General features: G+C 61.8%; 21 protein-coding genes. 11 read left to right on the top strand and 10 right to left on the bottom strand.

Features of this window, described 5'->3' with window-relative positions:
• Both gyrA and gyrB read right to left on the bottom strand, forming a co-directional pair.
• The gene (gyrA, locus tag DM826_RS08545; protein WP_120102977.1) at positions 1-2,526 is read right to left on the bottom strand and encodes a DNA gyrase subunit A; all 2,526 of its coding nucleotides are present in this window, start codon (positions 2,524-2,526) and stop codon (positions 1-3) included.
• Positions 2,526-4,442 (bottom strand): DNA topoisomerase (ATP-hydrolyzing) subunit B, encoded by a 1,917-nt coding sequence (gene gyrB, locus DM826_RS08540; protein WP_120102976.1) that lies wholly within the window; start codon positions 4,440-4,442, stop codon positions 2,526-2,528. Before gyrB ends, gyrA begins: the two co-directional genes overlap by 1 nt.
• Positions 4,443-4,577: 135 nt before the next feature.
• On the opposite strand from gyrB, the gene DM826_RS08535 reads away from it, so the two are divergent.
• The 3 genes from DM826_RS08535 to DM826_RS08525 all read left to right on the top strand — a co-directional run bounded on the left by DM826_RS08535 (position 4,578) and on the right by DM826_RS08525 (position 9,716).
• On the top strand, positions 4,578-7,025 hold the full coding sequence (locus DM826_RS08535) for a DNA topoisomerase VI subunit B (RefSeq protein WP_120102975.1): 2,448 nt from the start codon (positions 4,578-4,580) through the stop codon (positions 7,023-7,025).
• A gap of 15 nt (positions 7,026-7,040) precedes the next feature.
• On the top strand, positions 7,041-8,135 hold the full coding sequence (locus tag DM826_RS08530; protein WP_120102974.1) for a DNA topoisomerase IV subunit A: 1,095 nt from the start codon (positions 7,041-7,043) through the stop codon (positions 8,133-8,135).
• Between the two features lie 96 nt (positions 8,136-8,231).
• On the top strand, positions 8,232-9,716 hold the full coding sequence (locus DM826_RS08525) for a receiver/sensor box histidine kinase (RefSeq protein ID WP_165853287.1): 1,485 nt from the start codon (positions 8,232-8,234) through the stop codon (positions 9,714-9,716).
• Between the two features lie 31 nt (positions 9,717-9,747).
• Here the strand turns inward: DM826_RS08525 and ndk are convergent, their stop codons facing one another.
• The 7 genes from ndk to DM826_RS08490 all read right to left on the bottom strand — a co-directional run bounded on the left by ndk (position 9,748) and on the right by DM826_RS08490 (position 14,101).
• A complete protein-coding gene (gene ndk / locus DM826_RS08520) occupies positions 9,748-10,212 on the bottom strand; it encodes a nucleoside-diphosphate kinase (protein WP_120102972.1) in 465 nt (154 codons plus the stop codon).
• A gap of 24 nt (positions 10,213-10,236) precedes the next feature.
• On the bottom strand, positions 10,237-10,428 hold the full coding sequence (locus DM826_RS08515; protein WP_120084264.1) for a 50S ribosomal protein L24e: 192 nt from the start codon (positions 10,426-10,428) through the stop codon (positions 10,237-10,239).
• Between the two features lie 2 nt (positions 10,429-10,430).
• On the bottom strand, positions 10,431-10,658 hold the full coding sequence (locus tag DM826_RS08510) for a 30S ribosomal protein S28e (protein ID WP_021061981.1): 228 nt from the start codon (positions 10,656-10,658) through the stop codon (positions 10,431-10,433).
• Between the two features lie 6 nt (positions 10,659-10,664).
• Positions 10,665-11,027 carry a 50S ribosomal protein L7Ae gene (rpl7ae, locus tag DM826_RS08505; RefSeq protein ID WP_120102971.1) on the bottom strand — a complete coding sequence of 121 codons (363 nt, stop codon included), beginning with the start codon at positions 11,025-11,027 and terminating at the stop codon, positions 10,665-10,667.
• A 188-nt stretch (positions 11,028-11,215) separates the two neighbouring features.
• Complete coding sequence (locus DM826_RS08500; RefSeq protein WP_120102970.1) at positions 11,216-11,662, bottom strand: MaoC family dehydratase; 447 nt, start codon at positions 11,660-11,662, stop codon at positions 11,216-11,218.
• 28 nt (positions 11,663-11,690) lie between these two features.
• Complete coding sequence (gatE, locus tag DM826_RS08495; protein ID WP_120102969.1) at positions 11,691-13,565, bottom strand: Glu-tRNA(Gln) amidotransferase subunit GatE; 1,875 nt, start codon at positions 13,563-13,565, stop codon at positions 11,691-11,693.
• 101 nt (positions 13,566-13,666) lie between these two features.
• Positions 13,667-14,101 carry a DUF5788 family protein gene (locus DM826_RS08490; RefSeq protein WP_120102968.1) on the bottom strand — a complete coding sequence of 145 codons (435 nt, stop codon included), beginning with the start codon at positions 14,099-14,101 and terminating at the stop codon, positions 13,667-13,669.
• A gap of 192 nt (positions 14,102-14,293) precedes the next feature.
• On the opposite strand from DM826_RS08490, the gene DM826_RS08485 reads away from it, so the two are divergent.
• From DM826_RS08485 to DM826_RS08450, 8 genes are all read left to right on the top strand, one after another.
• Positions 14,294-14,788 carry a 50S ribosomal protein L11 gene (locus DM826_RS08485; RefSeq protein WP_120103105.1) on the top strand — a complete coding sequence of 165 codons (495 nt, stop codon included), beginning with the start codon at positions 14,294-14,296 and terminating at the stop codon, positions 14,786-14,788.
• A gap of 264 nt (positions 14,789-15,052) precedes the next feature.
• Positions 15,053-15,694, top strand: a complete 642-nt coding sequence (locus DM826_RS08480) for a 50S ribosomal protein L1 (protein WP_120102967.1) — start codon at positions 15,053-15,055, stop codon at positions 15,692-15,694.
• Entirely contained in the window at positions 15,691-16,740 is a 1,050-nt protein-coding gene (locus tag DM826_RS08475) for a 50S ribosomal protein L10 (protein ID WP_120102966.1), read from the top strand. The genes DM826_RS08480 and DM826_RS08475 overlap by 4 nt, the downstream gene beginning before the upstream one ends.
• Before the next feature lie 18 nt (positions 16,741-16,758).
• Positions 16,759-17,118: a 50S ribosomal protein P1 gene (gene rpl12p, locus DM826_RS08470; protein ID WP_120102965.1), complete on the top strand. Its 360-nt coding sequence runs from the start codon at positions 16,759-16,761 to the stop codon at positions 17,116-17,118.
• 124 nt (positions 17,119-17,242) lie between these two features.
• Positions 17,243-18,469 (top strand): tripartite tricarboxylate transporter permease, encoded by a 1,227-nt coding sequence (locus tag DM826_RS08465; protein ID WP_120102964.1) that lies wholly within the window; start codon positions 17,243-17,245, stop codon positions 18,467-18,469.
• Between the two features lie 104 nt (positions 18,470-18,573).
• Positions 18,574-18,753 carry an HVO_2753 family zinc finger protein gene (locus DM826_RS08460; RefSeq protein WP_120102963.1) on the top strand — a complete coding sequence of 60 codons (180 nt, stop codon included), beginning with the start codon at positions 18,574-18,576 and terminating at the stop codon, positions 18,751-18,753.
• A 2-nt stretch (positions 18,754-18,755) separates the two neighbouring features.
• Positions 18,756-19,022: an elongation factor 1-beta gene (locus DM826_RS08455; protein ID WP_120102962.1), complete on the top strand. Its 267-nt coding sequence runs from the start codon at positions 18,756-18,758 to the stop codon at positions 19,020-19,022.
• A 124-nt stretch (positions 19,023-19,146) separates the two neighbouring features.
• Positions 19,147-19,551: a helix-turn-helix domain-containing protein gene (locus DM826_RS08450; RefSeq protein ID WP_120102961.1), complete on the top strand. Its 405-nt coding sequence runs from the start codon at positions 19,147-19,149 to the stop codon at positions 19,549-19,551.
• Positions 19,552-19,588: 37 nt separating this feature from the next.
• On the opposite strand, the gene DM826_RS08445 is transcribed toward DM826_RS08450, so the two are convergent.
• Positions 19,589-20,062 carry an FKBP-type peptidyl-prolyl cis-trans isomerase gene (locus DM826_RS08445; protein WP_120102960.1) on the bottom strand — a complete coding sequence of 158 codons (474 nt, stop codon included), beginning with the start codon at positions 20,060-20,062 and terminating at the stop codon, positions 19,589-19,591.
• Positions 20,063-20,069: the final 7 nt, after the last annotated feature.

Here is a 20,069-nt window from a genome sequence, read left to right as displayed (position 1 = left end):
TCAGTCGTCGCTCGGGGCGGCTTCGGGATCGGTCGCGAGATCAACGTCGGCCTCCGATTCGTCGGTAACCATCTCACGGGGGATCACATCGAGACAGGCGACGCGGTCGGCCTCGACGAGATCCATCACGATCACGCCCATCGTGTTGCGGCCGACCGTTGAGATGTCCTCGACAGGCGTGCGCATGATCTGGCCCGACTTGCTCATCACGACCAGGTGGTCGCCGGGGCCGACAGTCTCCATCGCACAGACCGGGCCGTTGCGACCCGCAGTTTTGATGTCGATTAGACCCTTCCCGTTGCGGGATTGGACGCGGTACTCGTCGATATCGGATCGCTTGCCGTAGCCGTTTTCGGTGACCGTTAGTACCCAGCTGTGACGATCGACGTCGACGGCGGCGACACCAGCGACCGTATCGTCGTCCTGGAGGTCGATCCCACGGACACCGCGGGCACTCCGGCCCATCGCGCGGACATCGTCTTCATCGAAGCGGATCGACATCCCGCCGGTCGTCGTCACCACAAGCGTCCGGTCGCCGTCGGTAACCTCGACATCGACGAGTTCGTCGCCGTCCTCTAGGCGGATCGCGCGGATCCCCGAGGTGTGGATGTTCTGGAAGTCATCGACGCCGGTGCGTTTGATGTAGCCGTCGCGGGTCACCATCGTCAGATACCGCTGGCCATCGAAGGACTCGTCGGCGATGTCGTCGGTGTTGACGACCGCCGTAAGCTCCTCGCCGTCGTCGAGATCGAGGATGTTGACCGCAGATTTCCCGCGGGCGGTACGGCTCATCTCGGGGATCTGGAACCCACGGAGCTTGTAGATCTGCCCATAGTTGGTGAAACAGAGCAGATAGTCGTGGGTGTTGGCGACAAACACCGATGAGACCGCATCGTCCTCCTTGAGATCGGTGCCGATGATCCCCTTGCCGCCGCGGTTCTGTGCGGAGAACGTCGACAGCGGCATCCGCTTGATGTAGTCGTCTTCGGACATGGCGACGACGATGTCCTCCTCGGGGATGAGATCCTCGTGGGCGACGGTGTCGGTATCTTCGATGAACGAGGTGCGTCGCTCGTCGTCGTATTCGTCCTTGATTTCGAGCAGTTCCTCCTCGATGACACCGAGCAGTTCGCTCTCGTTGGTGAGGATCTCTTCGAGCCGCTCGATGCGGGCCTGCACCTCTTCGTACTCGTCTTTGATCGCTTGGGCCTCCATCGATGTCAGCGACCCGAGCTGCATCGAAACGATGTGGGCGACCTGATCCTCCGAGAAGTCGAACTGCTCCCGTAGGGCGGCCTTCGCGGCGTCGCGGTCAGCCGCATCTTGGATCGTCTCGACGACGTCATCGACGTTGTTGAGGGCGGTCAGCCGGCCCTCAAGAATGTGGGCGCGATCCTCGGCCTCGTCGAGTTCGTACTGGGAGCGCCGACGGACGACCTCACGGCGGTGATCAAGGTAGTGCTGAATCGTCTCCCGCAGATCGAGTACCTGCGGCGCACCATCGACCAAGGCGAGGTTGATGACGCCGAAGGTTGATTCGAGATGGCTTTCGAGCAGTTGATTCTTGACCACATCGACCATCGCGTCGCGTTTGAGATCGATGACGACGCGAATCCCGTCGCGATCGGACTCATCGCGGAGATCACGGATCCCCTCCAGTTTGCCCTCGTTCACGTCGTCTGCAATGCGCTCGACGAGGCGGGCTTTGTTCTCTTGGAAGGGCAGTTCAGTGATGACAATCCGGCCTTCCTCCTCGTCGACCTCGAACTCAGCGCGAACGCGGACGCGACCGCGGCCGGTCTTGTACGCCGAGTGGACGCCACCCCGGCCGACGATGTTGGCACCAGTTGGGAAATCCGGCCCCTTGACGTGATCCATCAGATCCTCAACGGTCGCCTCAGGGTTGTTAATCAGATGGACGGTCGCATCGATGACCTCGCCGAGGTTGTGCGGCGGGATGTTCGTCGACATCCCGACGGCGATCCCAGAGGAGCCGTTGACGAGGAGGTTCGGGAACGCTGACGGCAACACATCAGGTTCCTGCAGGCGGTCATCGTAGTTTGCGCTGAAATCGACGGTGTCCTTGTCGATGTCGGCCAGCAACTCCTCGGCGATGGGGGCCATGCGGGCCTCCGTATAGCGCATCGCCGCTGGCGGGTCGCCGTCGACAGAGCCGAAGTTGCCTTGCCCGTCGACAAGTGGGTACCGCATCGAGAAATCTTGGGCCATCCGGGCGAGGGTGTCGTAGATCGCACTGTCGCCGTGGGGATGGAAATCACCCATCGTCTCACCGACGATGGAGGAGCTCTTGCGGTGGGCCGAGCCCGCAGAGACACCGGCTTCGTGCATCGCATACAGGATGCGGCGGTGGACGGGTTTGAGACCGTCACGAACGTCCGGCAGTGCACGCCCGGCGATGACCGACATCGCATAATCGATGTAGGATTGCTCCATCTCATCTTCGATCCGGGCGGTCTCGATTCTGGCGGCGTCGACATCAGGATCGTCAGGCAGATCGGTGCTCATCAGATATCAACCCATTCGGCGTCGGTCGCATGCTCTTTGATAAACTGTTTCCGCGGCTCGACGGCGTCGCCCATCAGGATCGAAAACATCCGATCGGCTGCCGCCGCGTCCTCGATGGTGATCCGCTTGAGGATGCGGTTTTCGGGATCCATTGTCGTCTCCCACAGTTGATCTGGATTCATCTCGCCAAGACCTTTGAACCGTTGAACCTGTGTGGGATTCCCGTTGCACTTCTCTTCGACGATCCGGTCGCGGTCGGCTTCGGTCATCGCATCGTAGGTGTTGCCACGGTACCGAACCCGATACAGCGGCGGTTGCGCGGCGTACACGTAGCCAGCCTCGATCAGCGGCCGCATATGGCGGTACAACAGCGTCAGGAGGAGCGTTCGGATGTGAGCCCCGTCAACATCGGCATCGGTCATCAGGATGATCTTATGATATCGTGTCTCCTCGATATCGAACTCCTCACCGACGCCTGCGCCGATGGCGGTGATCAGCGCGCGGATCTCGTTGTTTTCAAGAATCCGATCAAGGCGGTGTTTCTCGACGTTGAGAATTTTACCTTTGATCGGGAGGATCGCCTGATTGTGGCGGTCACGGCCCTGTTTGGCCGAGCCGCCGGCCGAATCACCCTCGACGACGAACAGCTCGCTTTCGGTTGGGTCGCGGGTCTGGCAGTCGGCGAGTTTGCCGGGGAGGGCGGTCGACTCCAGTGCCGATTTTCGGCGCGTTAGCTCCTCGGCTTGTTTGGCCGCCTTGCGCGCTCGGGCCGCCTCGGCGGCCTTTGCGACGACAGCTTCGCCGGTGTTGGGATTCTCTTCGAGATACGTTCGAAGATGCTCGTGGGTCGCACTTTCGACGATCCCGCGTACCTCGCTGTTGCCGAGTTTCGTCTTCGTCTGGCCCTCGAACTGCGGGTCAGGGTGTTTGACCGACACGACCGCGGTGAGACCCTCTCTGACATCCTCGCCTTTGAGGTTCTCATCAAGATCGGTCGTCAGATTGTGATCGTTCGCGTAGTCGTTGATAACCCGGGTGAGCGCGGTTTTGAAGCCGGTGAGATGGGTGCCACCCTCGCGAGTGTTGATATTGTTGGCGAAGGCATGAATCGAGCCCTGGAGCTCGTCGGTGGCCTGAATGGCGATCTCGACGGCGATGTTGTCTTCCTCGTCGTCGAAGTAGATAACCTCCTGGTGGAGCGGGGTTTTTGTCTCGTTGAGATAGTGAACGAACTCCTTGATCCCGCCATCATACAGAAACACGTCTTCCTCATCGTTGCGTTCGTCCGTGAGTGTGATCTTGACACCAGAGTTGAGGAAGGCAAGCTCGCGGAGGCGATTGGCCAGCGTCGAATAGGTGAAGTCGGTTGTCTCGAAGATATCGTCGTCGGGCCAAAAGCGGATCTGTGTGCCGGTCTCTTCGTCGGGTTCCAGCGACCGAACCTGCTGGAAGGCGTCAGGTTCGGGCTCGCCGTGATCGAAGCTGTGCGTCCAGAGAGAGCCATCGCGGCGTACCTCGACTTCGAGCGATTTGGCGAGAGCGTTGACAACGCTGACGCCGACGCCGTGGAGGCCGCCGGAGACCTGATAGGATTTGTTGTCGAATTTGCCACCGGCGTGAAGCACGGTCATGATGACCTCGACGGCTGGCCGATCATACTCCTCGTGGGTGTCGACCGGGATCCCGCGACCGTCGTCGGCGACCGAGACGGAGCCGTCGCCGTGGATCGTCACCTCGATGTGGTCACAGTAGCCCGCCAACGCCTCGTCGATCGAGTTGTCGACGACCTCATAAACGAGATGGTGGAGCCCGCGGCCGTCGGTCGAGCCGATATACATCGCCGGCCGTTTGCGGACAGCCTGCAAGCCCTCCAGGACTTGGATCTGTCCGGCTCCGTAGTCGCTTTCGTCTGCCATAGAACTACTCACTGCTAGTAGACCACGGGGGATAAAGCTCCCGCACGCGCGGGCGCGAACGGCGATCAGCCCCGCCGGCAACGAGAACGCGGAGGGATAGAGGTTATACTCTCCCCCGAAAAAAGCCTTCATAGCATGACCTCATTTCAGGCGGAACTCGGTGCCGACGAGGGGATCGCCGAGGAGTTGGCGAAGGGCCAACGCGAGATCTCCATCGCCGAGTTCTTCGAGAAGAACAAGCACATGCTCGGCTTCGACTCCGGTGCCCGCGGGCTTGTTACCGCGGTCAAGGAGGCCGTCGACAACGCCCTCGACGCCACCGAGGAAGCCGGGATCAAACCCGACATCTACGTCGAGATCACCGAGGTCGGCGACTACTACCGCGTTGTCGTCGAGGACAACGGCCCCGGGATCACGAAAGACCAAGTCCCGAAGATCTTCGGCAAACTACTGTACGGCTCGCGGTTCCACGCCCGTGAGCAAAATCGCGGTCAGCAGGGGATCGGGATCTCGGCGGCTGTCCTCTACTCCCAACTGACCAGCGGCAAACCCGCCAAGATCACCAGCCGAACACAGGAGTCTAACCAAGCCGAGTATTTCGAGCTCATCATCGACACCGACACCAACGAGCCCGAAATCAGAGACTCGGAGGCAACAACGTGGGATCGCACTCACGGCACCCGCATCGAGTTGGAGATGGAGGCCAACATGCGGGCCCGCCAGCAGCTCCACCAGTACATCAAGAACACCGCCGTTGTCAACCCTCACGCTCGGATTGAACTGCGGGAACCCGGTCTTGAGGAACCCCTCAAGTTCGAACGCGGCACCGATCAACTGCCTGCCGAAACGAGCGAGATTCGTCCCCATCCGCACGGCGTCGAACTTGGGACGCTGATCAAGATGGTTGCCGCGACCGAATCCTACTCCGTCTCCGGATTTTTACAGGAGGAGTTCACCCGCGTCGGCAAGAAAACTGCTGACAAGGTGCTCAATAGCTTCCGCGACCGCCATTTTGGCAGAGAACTCGCGTGGCCGACACCGGCGACCGGGATCGATATCGCAGACGCGGTCACCAAGGCCGTCTCGAACAAGGGAGCCGAGGCAACTGAGACATTTGCGGAGCAAATCGAGTCGACACTGATCGGCCGGGATCGAACAGCGTACAGCGAGTTGGAGGAACTCGTCGACGAGATCGCCGACGATGTCGAAGCCGACACCGGCCGCACCTTCGGGGCGACGGTGAGAGAAAACGCCGTCGCCGCCGCATGGGGTGAACTCACCGCCTTCGATGACGACGAGGCAACAAACGGCGAAGAACCTGGCCGCGATCACCTCACACCCGGGCTCTACGGCCTCGTTGACGACGCCACGAGCAGCCGAAAGGACGACGAAACCGTCCAAGCGCTCGCCGAACGCTTGGCCCGCCGCGCCGACGGACTCGGCGACGATGGGGCCAGGCGGTTCCGGGTAACCCACGACGATCTGTCCGCGTTGGTCGAGGCAGCGGCCGATGCGACCGTTGAGTACGACGATGTGACCCTCGGCGAGACCGCCCGCGAGAAGATTACCGACACGCTGTGGACGGCCGCCCGAACCGTTCCCGACGAGGTGCCAAAGATCACCGAGATCGAGGGCGACCGCGATACCGCCAGCGAACTGTTGGAGGCGATGCGAGCGACTGACATCCTCGCGCCGCCGACCGACTGCCTCTCGCCGATCACCGCCGATCTCGTTGAGGCCGGGCTCCGCAAGGAGTACGACGCGGATTTCTTTGCTGCCGCAACACGGGACGCCGAAGTTCACGGCGGCGACCCGTTCATCGTCGAAGCCGGCATCGCCTACGGCGGGGAACTCCAATCGGAAGGCAAGATCGATCTCCTGCGATTTGCCAACCGCGTCCCGCTGGTCTACCAGCAGGGTGCCTGTAGCTCAACAGATGTGGTCAAACAGATCGGCTGGCGGAACTACGGGCTTGATCAGCCCGGCGGGAGTGGCCTGCCGAACGGGCCGGCCGTCTTGATGATTCACGTTGCCTCAACAAACGTTCCCTTCACCAGCGAATCGAAGGACGCCATCGCAAACATCCCCGAGATCGAAGATGAGATCGAGTTGGCGATCCGAGAGGCCGCCCGGGAACTCAAATCCTATCTCAACAAGCGACGCTCCCTTGAGAAACGCCAGCAGAAACAGAGCGTTCTCAGCCAGATTCTCCCCGAGATGGCCGACAAGGTCGCCGAGGTGACCGGCCAAGAGCGACCAAACATCGACGCCGCGATGGGCCGGATCATGAACAACCTCTGTATCGACCGCGAAGTCGACGACGACACCGTGACGCTCCACGTCGAGAACTACTCTGATCGCGCCGAAACACCCGAGATCACCGAGATCGTTTCGGTCGAACCGACCGATGTCGAGGGCGACGGAGCCAATGTCGTCGACCTCGACGGCGAGTGGTTTATCCAGTGGTCGCCGTCGCTGTCGGCCGGCGAGGAGACCAAACTTACCTACACCGTCGGTGACGACGCCGAGTTCGACATCACCGTCGAGGGTGTCGAAACTGAGAAACTAACGCTGAACGCCTGAGCTAAGATCAAAACCATGAGCACGAAACTCAACGAAGAACGCGCCCGCGAACAGCTTATCGACCTCGCCGCGGAGTTTTACGACCAGTTTGCCGGCGGTGAAATCCCGCACATGACGCTGCCAACCCGAACGAAGAGCAACATCGAGTACGATCCCGATTCGGGGGTCTGGGTCTACGGCGATCGCACGTCGACCCGCAGCGCGAACTCCGTCCGTGGGGCTCGCAAGCTGCTGAAAGCTGTGTACACCATCGAATTCCTCGCCGACCAACTCGATCAGGGTCGTTCCTCCACACTGCGTGAACTCTACTACCTCTCGGAGTCCTGGGACAACGAGGAAGCCCATTTCTCCGACCAAGACGAGTCAAACCAGATGATCGAGGATCTCGAAATCGTCTCGGAGGTCACCCGCGAGGACTTCCACATGCGCCCCGAGGAGTCCGGGGCAACGCTGATGGGGCCGCTCAAACTGCGCGAGCAGACCCGCCGCGGCGAACGCGAGATCCACTGTCAGAAGGATGTCGGCGAGGGCGGCTATCAGATCCCGAATAATCCTGACACCATCGAGTTCCTCGATGCCGATATCGACTTTGTCCTCTGTGTCGAGACCGGCGGCATGCGGGATCGACTCATCGAGAATGGGTTCGACGAGCAGTACAACTGCCTCGTCGTCCATCTCAAAGGCCAGCCAGCCCGGGCGACCCGCCGGATCACCAAACGGCTCCACGACGAACTCGATCTGCCCGTCGTGGTCTTCTGTGACGGCGACCCGTGGTCGTACCGAATCTACGGCTCGGTCGCCTACGGCTCGATTAAATCCGCCCACCTCTCGGAACATCTCGCCACGCCCGAAGCGCGCTACGTCGGCATCCAGCCGAGCGATATCGTCGAGTACGACCTGCCGACCGATCCGCTGGCTGACTCCGATATCAACGCCCTTGAGTCCGAGCTCACCGATCCACGCTTCCAGACCGACTACTGGGAGGAGCAGATCGAACTCCAGCTCGATATCGGCAAAAAGGCCGAACAGCAGTCGCTGGCGGCTAACGGACTGGACTTCGTCACCGAAACCTATCTGCCGGAACGACTCGACCAAATGGGCGTTCTCTAACCGATTTAGCGAATATATAGTATATAATTACTATATTTCAGCTACACTCAGATAGCAATCGGCACTATTTTCTGCGCACCGTTCACAGCTATGGTAATGCCTGCAGCGATCCGCGTCCTCTATATCAGCGGTTCGACGCCCGGATCGAAGTCGCCGCCGCTGGCCGACCGCGATGGCTTCGACGTGAGGACGACCGACAGCGTGGCAGAGGGGCGTGCCCAGTTGTCGACAACACCGACTGATTGTATCGTCGTCGGCCCCACAGCGGTCAGTGGAAGCGACGGCACCGAACTCCGTGGGCTTTGGAATGACGCTCCTGAGTGTCCGTGTTTGCTTGCGCCGCCGCCACGTGATCCACCGGTCGTCGGCGAGGGAACAGCCGGTGGAGCCCCCACTAGCGACGTGAACCACGATCACACGACAACACTGGCAAACCGAATTCGCACGGCCGTCGACACCCCACCGACGACCGACACCACCGACGCGACGATATCGAGCCACCAAACCGCAAGGGCCTGTGACCAACACCGCGAGACAACCGATATCGACACAGCGAGCGACAACGAACCAGCCTACCGATCGCTCATCGAAGATGGGCTGGCGATCTCCTCGGTCGGCACCTTCGTCCTTGACAGCGACTTCTCGGTCGTCTGGCTGAACGACGGCATCGAGGACTACTTTGGCATCGACCGTGCCGACGTCCTCGGCAGAGACAAACGGCGCCTCATCAACGACCGTCTCAAACACATCTTTGCTGAGCCCGAGCGGTTCGCCGAGACCGTGTGTGCCACCTACAACGACAACACCTACGTCGAGCAGTTCACCTGCCATGTCGTCGGCGACGACAGCCGCACCGATCGGTGGCTCGAACACTCCAGCTACCCGATCCCCGACGGGCCCTACGCCGGCGGCCGGATCGAACACTACGTCGATATCACCGACCACCGAGAGACTCAACAGCAACTCGAAGCCCAAAACGAACGGCTCGCAGAGTTCGCCAGCATCGCCAGCCACGACCTCCGGAACCCACTACACGTGATAGGGAGCTCACTGGAGTTGGCCGCAGAGACGGGCGAATCCGAACACTTCGAGCGCGCCGAACGGGCCGTCGATCGGATGGCACAGTTGATCGACGATCTGCTGGTCTTAGCCACACAGGGCGAGGGGATCGACGATGTTGAAGTGGTTACACTTGAGACGGTCGCCCGTGAGTGTTGGACGACGCTGTCGACTGCGACGGCAACCCTCCACGTCGAGACGGCACGCACACTCACAGCTGACCGGAGTCGACTCCGCCAACTGCTCGACAACCTCTTTCGCAACAGTGTCGACCACGCCGATGGCGAGGTGACGATCACGGTCGGCGACTGCGCTGGCGGCTTTTTTGTTGCCGACAACGGCCCGGGGGTTCCGGTCGACGACCGCGAGACGATTTTCGAGCGGGGCTACACGACAAGCCGTGAGGGAACCGGCTTGGGGCTCTATATTGTCAATGAAATCGCGGCTGCACACGGGTGGGATGTGGCAGTTGCCGACAGCAAGACTGGTGGCGTTCGTATCGAGATTACCGGCGTCGAATAACAGAGTAGTCAGCGGAGGCTACTGTGGGTTACTACTCGTACCGCCACTCGTCGGTCGCCTGCTCGTAGTCTAAGAGTTCCGCGTCGTCGAAGAAGACCTTGATCTCTTGTTCATTCGCGCCCTCGTCCTCGTGGTCTGAGGCGTGGATCACGTTGCGACCAAGATCAAGGCCGTAGTCGCCGCGGATCGTCCCTGGCGCAGCCTCGGCGGGATCAGTTGCGCCGACCATCCGACGCACCTGTCGAGTCGCATCTTTCCCCTCCCAGACCATCGCAAACACCGGGCCGGAGGTGATGAACTCGATGAGGCCCTCAAAGAAGGGCTTGCCTTCGTGTTCGCTGTAATGCGTTTTCGCAAGCTCCTCGTCGAGTTGGAGAGCTTTGGCTCCGACGAGCTTCAGCCCTCGATGCTCGAACCGTGAGATAATCTCGCCGATCAAGCCACGCTGGACACCGTCCGGTTTCACCATCACAAAGGTTCGCTCGTCGTAGGACATAGGAAGGGTATACTCCGTGGGGTCTTATTGTTGGCCGCCGTCGTTGCGGCCAGCCTCGGTCCATTCGAGGTCGCGGGCTTCGCGGCCGAGACGGTAGTTCTTCTCAGCTTTCGAGTCCTTGAAATGGAGGATCGTGCCGTCTTTCTTGACGAACATCGTCCCCGTGCCGGGCTCGATCTCTTCGCCTGAGTAGTCACACGTTCGTGTTTCAACCATCGTTATTGCCCTCCGATTGAGTCCGCATCGCGCTGGGTCTCCCGCAGTTGGAGCACGTCGCCCTCGCGGATCGGGCCCAGCACGTTGCGCGTGATGATGCGGCCCTTGTTCGAGCCTTCGCGGATGCGGCATTTGACCTGCATGGCCTCGCCGTGCATCCCGGTTTTGCCGACGACCTCGATGACCTCAGCGGCCGTCGAGTCGCCAGTTGTCTCCTCTTCTGCGCTCATGGGTGGTTAGTTGAGTTCCTCGACCTTCTCGGCGATATCTTCGATGTCGTCGCTGGCGTCGCCCGCGCTGGTGACGGCGGCCGCGGCACTGCCGACTTCGAGGCCGGCGGCGTGGCCAACGTCGTCCTGGGTCTCGACGAAGATGACCGGGATGCCCTTCTCCTCGGCGAGTTCGGGGAGGTGCATCACGATCTCTTCCGGCGAGACATCCTCGGCGACGAAGATGAGTTGGGCGTTGCCGCGCTCGACGGCTTTCGTGGTCTCGTTTGTTCCTTTCTTTACGCTGCCTGTGTCTCGGGCGACCTCAAGGGCGTCAAGTGCGCGCTCTTCGAGGTCGGCTGGGGTTTCGTAGTTGACGTAAACTGCCATAGTTTTCCTCTCCCTATCCTCGGGCTCACACAACCTCGCCAAACGGTAGATCCCTAACGGCGAGGCGTATCATCAACCCGGATAGGCTGTACCCCGTCGTTTGCGACACCTGCATAAAAGCGCTTTCAAACCCTGTCGACCGTGTGATGGCGAACCACGGTCATTGACAGCCGTTTCGGCAGGCGATTTTAGTCCTCATCACGCCGGGCGAACATTACCAGCGCGATCATCGAAAAGGCGACCTCGCCGTCCTGGTTCGAGGTCTCAATCCGAATGTCAGCCAACCCACGGCTGTCGGTTTCTACCTCCAACTCAAGAATGTCGGCGCGAACCGAGAGTCGATCGCCTGGCCGCACCGGTTCATGCCACCGGAGCTTGTCGATCCCTTTCCCGCCGAGCGTCGCAGTATCCGCAAGAAAACAGTCGACGAACAGCCGCGTCGAGATCGCGGCCGTGTGGAACCCCGCGGCGATCAGGCTCCCGTAGATCGACTCCTCGACAGCACGCTCGGGATCGGTATGGAACCACTGTGGATCATACTGCTCGGCAAATTCGATAATCTCGTCTTGGGTGATCTCGTAGGTGTCGCTCGTCCACTCGTCGCCGACTGCCAGATCCTCGAAATAGATCGTCATCACCGAACGGTCGGCGGCGACAGGGAAGTTAGCTCCGTTTGCCGATCTCCTCGCGCAGCACGTCGCTGACCGTGTCGCCGTCGGCTTTTCCGCGGAGTTCTGCCATACATTCGCCCATCAGTCCGGAGAAGGCGCCCATCCCCTCCTCGGCGACTTGGTCGGCGTTGCGTTCGACGACACCGGCGATGATCTCCCGGACTTCCTCGTCGTCAACGCCGCCGAGGCCGGCTTCCTCAATGGCTGCCTCGGCTGTCAGATCGGGCTGTTCGGCAAGCACGGTTAGCACGTCGTTGACGCCCTCCTTCGCCAACTCGTCGTCGGCAACGAGATCGAAGACCGCGAGGAAGTGCGCGTCGGCGATGTTTTCGACGGCAACGTCGTCCCGGCGGAGTTCGGTGACCGTGCTCTCCAGCACCGAGGCCGCAAACGTCGGGTCGATCCCGCGGTCGACCGCCTCTTCGAACAGCGGCATTCGGCGGCCGTAGGCGACCTGTTCGGCCAGCCCGCTGTCGAGATCAAACACTTCTTGGTAGCGGTCGACCTTCTCGGTCAGGAGTTCGGGCTCGTCGATCTCGCTGGGGTCGGGTTCGACCGGCGGCACGTCGGTTTCGGGGTACATCCGCGCCGCACCGGGCAGCGGGCGGAGATAGCGCGTGGTACCCTCGTCGGTCGCGTCTCGGGTCTCCTCGGGAACACCCTCGATAGCGGTTTCGGCGCGCTCGGCAGCGGCCTCGATAGCGAGATCAGCCGTTTCAGGGTCGGCAGCGACGATGGCGACGGCGTCGTCGTCGCCCGCATCAACAGCATCGCGGAGCGCGGCGACCTCCTCGTCGGTGACGCCGTAGGCTGGCAGTTCGTCGGTGTGGAAGATGCCACCCGCGCCGTTGCGCTTGGCGTGATCCGAGAGCTCGGTACCGAGCCGGCGGTCGGGCTGGATCTCGCGGCCAACGAGGCCGTCGAAGCCGTACAGTGGGACAGCCGTCACCGTGCCGCCGTCGCCGAGTGCGCCGCCGATAACGCCGGAGTCGGTATCCTCGAAGACCGTGGTTACGTCTTGGGTGTCGCCGACGCTGGCATCTCGGGCTTGGAGTTCCTCGGCGATATCGACGAGTTCCGACTGGCGACCGACTTCCAGCCGAACGATCTCATCGATCTGATCGAGGGCTTGGACGCCTTTGATCTCGACGCGGGCACCCTCCTCGATGGAGACGTTGACATCTTGGCGAATCGTGCCGAGGCCGCGTTTGACCGTCCCGGTCGAGCGCAGTAGCATGCCGATCCGTTTGGCGGCCTCCTTGGCCTGTTCGGGCGAGCGAATGTCCGGCCCCGTGCCGATCTCGACCAGCGGGATACCGAGCCGATCAAGGCTGTAGCGGACACCGCCGTCGTACTCCTCGACGCGTTGGGCGGACTCTTCTTCGAGCAGCAGATCGACGATCGAGACCGGCCCCTCGCTGGTCTGGATCTCGCCTTCCTGGCCGAGGAGCATCGACCGCTGAAAGCCCGACGTATTCGAGCCGTCGATAACGAGCTTTCGCATGACGTGGAGCTGATCGACGATCTCCATATCCAGCAGCGAGGCGATCTGCATGGCGACATCGAGTGCTTCGCCGTCGACCTCGGTTGGGGGTTCGTCGTCCTCCTCGACGAGGCAGGTCGAATCGTAGGCGAGATATTCGAACTCGCGGTCGACACGGCTCTCTTCGAGGGCGGCATCGTCGAGTTCGCCCAACTCGCTTTTCGTGGGGTGGAGGAAGCGCGTAATCGTTCGGTCGGATTCCTCGGGTTCACGGAGGTCGGTCGGCGACTCACAGAACAGTTTGGTCTCAGTATCGAGCTGTTGGTGGATTTCGAGGCCGGCGATCAAGCCGAGAGCCTCGTAGTCGTAGGCGTCGGAACTCATTGGTGTGGTGTGTGCGACGGGAGCCTAAAAAGGTGCAGATGCGACGACCGCCCGGTCGACAGCAGGTATCGATCACTGTCGCCGACAGCCGTGATCGGCGATCACTGGATTGATTCGACGAACCCGAGCCACCGCTTGTAGTCATCGATGGTCATATTGTGGGCTTCCTCACCGTAGTCGGGTCGGTACACTCCATCGAGCGCGTTGCGTGCGCGGTCGATCCCGATGATCTCCTCGGCTAGTGTCTCTGCCGCCGCCTCGCTGAGCGACTCCTCGGTTTTGAGTCGCTCGACGCGCGCCTCGCGTTCGGTTTTGAGCCGGCGTTTCGCTGTCGACACCAGATCCTTGGTGCCCGGCGGGATCTCCGGGAGGTTCCGGGTCTCGATCAAAAACTCATGGAGGTTGATCTCGGTGCCGTTGATCGTGATCGTCTCCGGCGTTTTCGCCCCGACAGTCGCACTCTGTCGGTTGACGCGCTCGACCAACGCCGCCCGGCTGTCGGCATCAATCGACTCGGCGTCGGTATCTTCATTCATGGTGCGTGGGTGGCTTGTGAAAAACACTCCAAGCCGTTACTGTTGGCGATCCAGCGTGTCGGTCAATGGTGTGCTGACGGCCTGTCAGCGTCAACACTGCTGTCGGCGACGACGATACACCGCCGTGTGAGACTCCCGCGTGGCGACTCCGAAAAAACAACCCTTAAAAACAGCAACCGACTGCACATGGATATGGCTGGAACTATCGAAGTACTCGTCCCTGGCGGGCAGGCCAATCCCGGCCCGCCGCTCGGGCCAGAACTCGGCCCGACGCCGGTTGACGTGCAGGCTGTCGTACAGCAGATCAACGACGAAACCGACGCCTTCGACGGGATGGAAGTCCCGATCACCGTCGACTACGAGGACGACGGCTCCTTCGAGATCGATGTCGGTGTGCCGCCAACATCGGAACTCATCAAGGATGAGGCCGGCTTCGACAGCGGCAGCGGCGAACCCCACGAGGACTTCGTCGCCGACATGTCCGTCGAACAGGTCAAAAAGGTCGCCGAGCAGAAGTCGACCGACCTACTCTCCTACGACGTGAAAAACGCCGCCAAAGAGGTCAGCGGCACCTGCATGACCCTCGGTGTCACTATCGACGGCGAGGACGCACGCACGTTCAAAGAGCGCGTTGACGACGGCGAGTACGACGACGTGCTCGTCGACGACGCGGAAGCGACCGCGTAATCCGGCAGGGAAGGTGTTCGGCTGCGGTGTTTCTGTCGACGGCGTACAACTGCAGAGTGATAGCTGTGAGCGGCTGTTCTATCACGGGGTACTGTGGAGTTGAGTATGCCGTGTGTCTCTATGACAATACCCGTGTGACCGACCCACAGACGCTGCGAATGGCTTCGACGGGCTTTTAGGCGTCATCCGACACTCTCCGATGAGACAGGCCTCGCCTGTGTCACTGACCCGTAGGAGCATTCCTGCGTACTACGGAGGTGAATAATGGCAGACGATACGATAGTACAAGCAGTTTCTCGCGCGCTCGACGAGTCCCCACCACGGAACTTCAGTGAGACCGTCGATCTCGCGGTGAATCTGCGTGATCTAGACCTAGACGACCCATCGAATCGCGTCGACGAGAGCATCGTGCTCCCGTCCGGCACCGGCCAAGAAACACAGATCGTTGTGTTTGCGGAGGGTGAAACCGCCCTTCGGGCCGAGGATGTTGCCGACGAGGTGCTTTCGGGGGACGACCTCGAAGACCTCGGTGACGATGACGACGCCGCCAAAGACCTCGCCGACGACACCGACTTCTTCGTCGCCGAGGCCAGTCTGATGCAGGACATCGGTCGCTACCTCGGAACCGTGCTCGGTCCACGAGGGAAGATGCCGACGCCACTGCAGCCAGACGACGACGTCGTCGAGACAGTCAACCGAATGAAAAACACGGTGCAGCTTCGCTCCGGCGACCGACGCACGTTCCATACGCGCGTGGGAGCCGACGACATGGACGCCGAAGAGATCGCCGACAACATCGACGTGATCATCCGGCGCCTCGAAGCTGACCTCGAAAAGGGGCCGCTGAACCTCGATACCATCTACGTGAAAACGACGATGGGCCCCGCTGTTGAGGTGGACGCATGAGCAGCAGCGAAGCCGTCCGCAAAACCGAGACCATCCCACAGTGGAAACAAGACGAAGTCGACGAGCTGACCGACTTTATCGAGCGGTACGCCTCGGTCGGCATCGTCGGCGTCGAGGGCATTCCGAGCCGACAGCTCCAGTCCATGCGGCGGGAGCTCCATGGCAGCGCGGAAGTTCGGATGAGTCGCAACACGCTCGTCGTGCGCGCCCTTGAGGCCGTCAACGACGGCGTCGAGCAGCTCACCGAGCACGTCGGCGGGCAGATCGCCCTGATCGGCACGAACGACAACCCATTCGCGCTGTTCCAGCAGCTCGAAGCCTCGAAAACCCCCGCACCGATCAGCGCGGGCGAGGTCGCGCCCAACGATATCGTCATCCCTGAGGGTGACACGGGCGTCGACCCCGGCCCGTTCGTCGGCGAACTCCAGCAGATCGGTGCCGACGCCCGGATCGAGGAAGGCTCGATTCAGGTGTTGTCGGACAGCACCGTCCTCTCGGCTGGCGAGACCGTCGACGCCGACCTCGAAAACGTGCTGAGCGAACTCGGCATCGAGCCGAAAGAGGTCGGCCTCGATCTCAAGAGTGTCTACTCCGAAGGCGTGCTGTTCGCGCCCGAGGAACTCGAGATCGATATCGACGACTACCGCGCGGATATCCAGTCGGCCGCCGCAGCCGCCCGGAACCTCTCGGTCAACGCCGAGTATCCGACAGCCCAGACCGCGCCGACGCTCATCGCCAAGGCGACCGGCGAGGCCAAATCCGTGGCCCTCGCTGCCGCCGTCGAGAGCCCGGATGTGGTCGACGACCTCATCGGCAAGGCCGACGCGCAGGTACGCGCGCTTGCCAGCGAGATCGACGATCCGGAGGCACTCCCCGAGGAGTTCCAGGATCTCGGTGACGACGACGCCGAGGAAGCCGACGAGGCTGACGACGGCGAGGCTGAGGAAGCCAACGCAGACGATGCACAGACTGACGACGAAGATGAAGCCGAGGCCGATGACGGCGACGACGACAGCGACGCCGGTGCCGGGCTCGATATGCTCTAACAACAGGAGATTACACCAATGGAATACGTTTACGCAGCACTCACCCTGAACGAAGCAGACGCAGAGATCACCGAAGACAACATCACCGCCGTCCTCGAGGCCGCAGGCGTCGATGTCGAGGAGTCACGAGTCAAGGCGCTCGTCGCCGCGCTCGAAGACGTCGACATCGAGGAAGCCGTCGAGACCGCAGCCGCAGCCCCCGCAGCCGGTGGGGCCGCTGGCGGCGCGTCGGCTGACGCCGGCAGTGCTGACGACGGCGGCGACGACGCTGAAGAAGAAGCCGACGCTGACGACGGCGACGACGCCGACGTGCCGGACGACGCCGGTGACGACGACGAGGAAGCCGACGGCGAGGGCCTCGGCAACCTCTTCGGCTGAATCGCGGTCAGACAGCAGTTCCGTTTTTTATTGCGACGCAACCGAGACAGCGACAGCTATCGAATAGCAGTTGCGCAGCCACTCGTGCGGAGATTTAACCCTAAAGCCGCGACCAGCCAGCCCGATGGGGGTCGCAGTTGGTATCGATCCGGGACTGACGGCGGGCGTCGTCGCCTTCGCGCTTGGCGGCGTCGCCCTCGGCACCTGTAGCGGGCTGGTTCCCGGGCTGCACGCCAACAATTTTGCGGTGTTGCTGGCGGCGGCAGCGCCGTCGATTCCGGCCGATCCGCTGTTGCTCGGCGTCGCCATGCTCGCGGCGGGGGTCGTCCACACGTTTCTCGACATTGTCCCCGCGCTCACGCTTGGGGTACCCGACGCGTCGATGGCGATCGCCGCGTTGCCGGGGCACCGACTCGTGTTGGCGGGTCGTGGCCGGGAAGCCCTCCGGCTGTCGGCGGTCGGGAGTGCGCTGGCCGTCGCGGTCGCGTTACCGCTCGCACTGCCGATTACGTGGCTCATGGTGTCGTGGTATCCAACGATCAACGCCCATCTCACGCTCGTCTTAATTGGTGTCGTCGTGTTTCTCCTCCTAACCGAGTCGTCGCTTCGGGCGGCGCTCGGTGGGCTGTTTGCGTTCGGGTTAGCGGCCGCGTTGGGGTGGGCAACGCTCGACGTGCAGCCGGCCGCGCCACTGGATGCCGGGAGCATGTTGACGCCGCTGCTCACCGGCTTGTTCGGCTCGCCGATCCTGTTGGACGCGATGGGTGGTGGCGGGGTGCCGCCGCAGGCCGACGCGAAACTGGCGATGCCGGGCCGTGAGTTAGGGCTGACGGCGGGGGCAGGCTCGCTGGCTGGCGCGCTTGTCGGCTATCTGCCGGGGGTGTCGGCAGCGATCGCCTCGGTAATCGCGCTGCCGGCGGTGCCAAACAGTGATCCCGATCGGGGGTTCATCGTCGCCACCAGCGGGGCCAGCACAGCAAACACCGTCTTTGCGCTGTGTGCGTTGCTCGCGCTCGGTACCCCACGAACCGGTGTGATGGTGGCGATGGATACCACCGGCGTGCCGCTAACGCTTCCGGCGTTGCTGACGGCCGTCATCATCGGCTCGGCGTGTGGCTTCCTGCTCGTGGTGGGAGTCGGCGATCGGTACCTTCGGACGGTTGGGAATCTGAACTACACGGTCGTTTCCGGCGTCGTCTTCACGCTGCTCGTTGGGCTGTCGTTTGTGTTCACCGGCTGGGTCGGGGTTGGGGTCTTTCTGGTCGCTACGCTCGTCGGGTTGCTGCCGCCGCGGTTCGGGGCCCGCCGGGTTCATCTGATGGGGGTGTTGATCGGCCCACTGCTGCTGTGAGAGGGTGTGGGAATCGCCGACACAGCACGTTCTCCACCGACGGCAGGGCGATCATGACGAGCCGAAAGACAATGGTTAAAACCCGCGCGGTGATCCCTATGGGTATGAGCGAGACCGAACAGCAGTCCGAGAGCCAATGTGTCTCCTGCGGCATCAAGGTCGCAGCGATGAACGCTGCGGCCTTTGACTGTCCGGAGTGTGGCACCGAGATCCACCGCTGTCCGACCTGCCGCAAGCAGAGCAACCTCTATGAGTGTCCCGACTGCGGCTTCCGGGGGCCATAACGATGGGGAAGGTCGCCGCCAACATGAAGATCATGCCGCATAGCCCAGAGATCGATCTCGACGAGCTCCAGGAGCGACTCGAAGCGTCCCTCCCCGAGGGAGCCCAGATCAACGGCTTCGAGCGCGACGATGTCGCCTTCGGCCTCGTCGCTCTGCTGCCGACGGTGATCGTCGCCGACGACGCCGGTGGTACCGAGGTCGTCGAGGATGCCTTCGCCGAGGTTGAGGGCGTCGAGAGCGTCGCCGTCGAAGACGTCGGCCGAATCTAAGCCGACGAGAGCCGATCGTTTTGATCACTGGTCGTCGAATCGGGCCGAGACCGACTGGTGTGGAGTGTGTTGTACGTATCCTGCAAACTTATATGTCGGCGGTGATAATAACAGGTGAACCAAAATGACCAATTCCCTCGCGGAAATGCTCCGATCCGATATGGAATGCGAAGGCTTGCTTGAGTGTTTTCACGGACTCAAGGAGCTCGATAAGCGATGTTTTCGGGAACTCGTCGACGCCGAGACCGCGGTAACGATCGATGACCTCTCTGACCATGTCGATCGCGAACGCTCGACGGTCTATCGCTCGGTACAGCGGCTGCTCAACGCCGGTCTGATTCAAAAAGAGCAGATCAACTACGACCAAGGCGGCTACTACCACGTTTACAAGCCGGCTGATCCCGGTGCGATCCGAGAGGATATGCAGCGACTCCTCAACGACTGGTATGCTGAGATGGGCCAACTGATTCAGGAGTTCGAGGAAAAATACAGCGATGCTGCCGACGTGAGCGTCCCGGCAGAATCCTAAGCGTTCCAGCAGCGTTTCAGTTCGCGGTCGACAGTGATTACCACGTATCGAGGATCTCGACCTCGAACTCCAGCGTCCGGCCCGCGAGTTCGTGGTTGAAGTCGATCTCGACGGCGTCATCAGTCACCGCAGTTACGTCGCCGTGGAGCCCGTTTTCCGCATGAACGTGGAGACCAACCTCAGGTGGTTGGCCGACCATCCCCTCAAAGACCTCTGGATCGTACTCGCGCACCTTTTCGTCGTCGAACGCGCCGTATCCTTCTTCGGGTGGGATCGTCAGCGTCTCGGTGTCGCCGGTTTCGAGGCCGATCACGCCCTGTTCTAACCCTTCGATGACCTCCTCGTCGCCGACTTTGAACGACAGCGAGGAGTAGTCGTCGGGATCGGCGTCTTGGGCCTCGACCAACCCGTGTTCCTCGGCGACCTCGTAGCGAGAGGTGTCGAAGACGCTCCCGTCGGGGAAGCGGCCGATGTACTCGATGACGACCGTATCGCCAGCCTCGATTGCCATACCGGTC

This window comes from Halonotius aquaticus, assembly GCF_003605575.1.
GTDB classification, from domain to species: Archaea; Halobacteriota; Halobacteria; order Halobacteriales; family Haloferacaceae; genus Halonotius; species Halonotius aquaticus.
This window is presented reverse-complemented; position numbering and strand designations above follow the sequence as displayed.

Coding starts and splice junctions, on each gene's coding strand:
- gyrA (WP_120102977.1), bottom strand. CDS start 2,526: ATGAGCACCGATCTGCCTGACGATCCTGATGTCGACGCCGCCAGAATC.
- gyrB (WP_120102976.1), bottom strand. CDS start 4,442: ATGGCAGACGAAAGCGACTACGGAGCCGGACAGATCCAAGTCCTGGAG.
- DM826_RS08535 (WP_120102975.1), top strand. CDS start 4,578: ATGACCTCATTTCAGGCGGAACTCGGTGCCGACGAGGGGATCGCCGAG.
- DM826_RS08530 (WP_120102974.1), top strand. CDS start 7,041: ATGAGCACGAAACTCAACGAAGAACGCGCCCGCGAACAGCTTATCGAC.
- DM826_RS08525 (WP_165853287.1), top strand. CDS start 8,232: ATGCCTGCAGCGATCCGCGTCCTCTATATCAGCGGTTCGACGCCCGGA.
- ndk (WP_120102972.1), bottom strand. CDS start 10,212: ATGTCCTACGACGAGCGAACCTTTGTGATGGTGAAACCGGACGGTGTC.
- DM826_RS08515 (WP_120084264.1), bottom strand. CDS start 10,428: ATGGTTGAAACACGAACGTGTGACTACTCAGGCGAAGAGATCGAGCCC.
- DM826_RS08510 (WP_021061981.1), bottom strand. CDS start 10,658: ATGAGCGCAGAAGAGGAGACAACTGGCGACTCGACGGCCGCTGAGGTC.
- rpl7ae (WP_120102971.1), bottom strand. CDS start 11,027: ATGGCAGTTTACGTCAACTACGAAACCCCAGCCGACCTCGAAGAGCGC.
- DM826_RS08500 (WP_120102970.1), bottom strand. CDS start 11,662: ATGACGATCTATTTCGAGGATCTGGCAGTCGGCGACGAGTGGACGAGC.
- gatE (WP_120102969.1), bottom strand. CDS start 13,565: ATGAGTTCCGACGCCTACGACTACGAGGCTCTCGGCTTGATCGCCGGC.
- DM826_RS08490 (WP_120102968.1), bottom strand. CDS start 14,101: ATGAATGAAGATACCGACGCCGAGTCGATTGATGCCGACAGCCGGGCG.
- DM826_RS08485 (WP_120103105.1), top strand. CDS start 14,294: ATGGCTGGAACTATCGAAGTACTCGTCCCTGGCGGGCAGGCCAATCCC.
- DM826_RS08480 (WP_120102967.1), top strand. CDS start 15,053: ATGGCAGACGATACGATAGTACAAGCAGTTTCTCGCGCGCTCGACGAG.
- DM826_RS08475 (WP_120102966.1), top strand. CDS start 15,691: ATGAGCAGCAGCGAAGCCGTCCGCAAAACCGAGACCATCCCACAGTGG.
- rpl12p (WP_120102965.1), top strand. CDS start 16,759: ATGGAATACGTTTACGCAGCACTCACCCTGAACGAAGCAGACGCAGAG.
- DM826_RS08465 (WP_120102964.1), top strand. CDS start 17,243: ATGGGGGTCGCAGTTGGTATCGATCCGGGACTGACGGCGGGCGTCGTC.
- DM826_RS08460 (WP_120102963.1), top strand. CDS start 18,574: ATGAGCGAGACCGAACAGCAGTCCGAGAGCCAATGTGTCTCCTGCGGC.
- DM826_RS08455 (WP_120102962.1), top strand. CDS start 18,756: ATGGGGAAGGTCGCCGCCAACATGAAGATCATGCCGCATAGCCCAGAG.
- DM826_RS08450 (WP_120102961.1), top strand. CDS start 19,147: ATGACCAATTCCCTCGCGGAAATGCTCCGATCCGATATGGAATGCGAA.
- DM826_RS08445 (WP_120102960.1), bottom strand. CDS start 20,062: ATGGCAATCGAGGCTGGCGATACGGTCGTCATCGAGTACATCGGCCGC.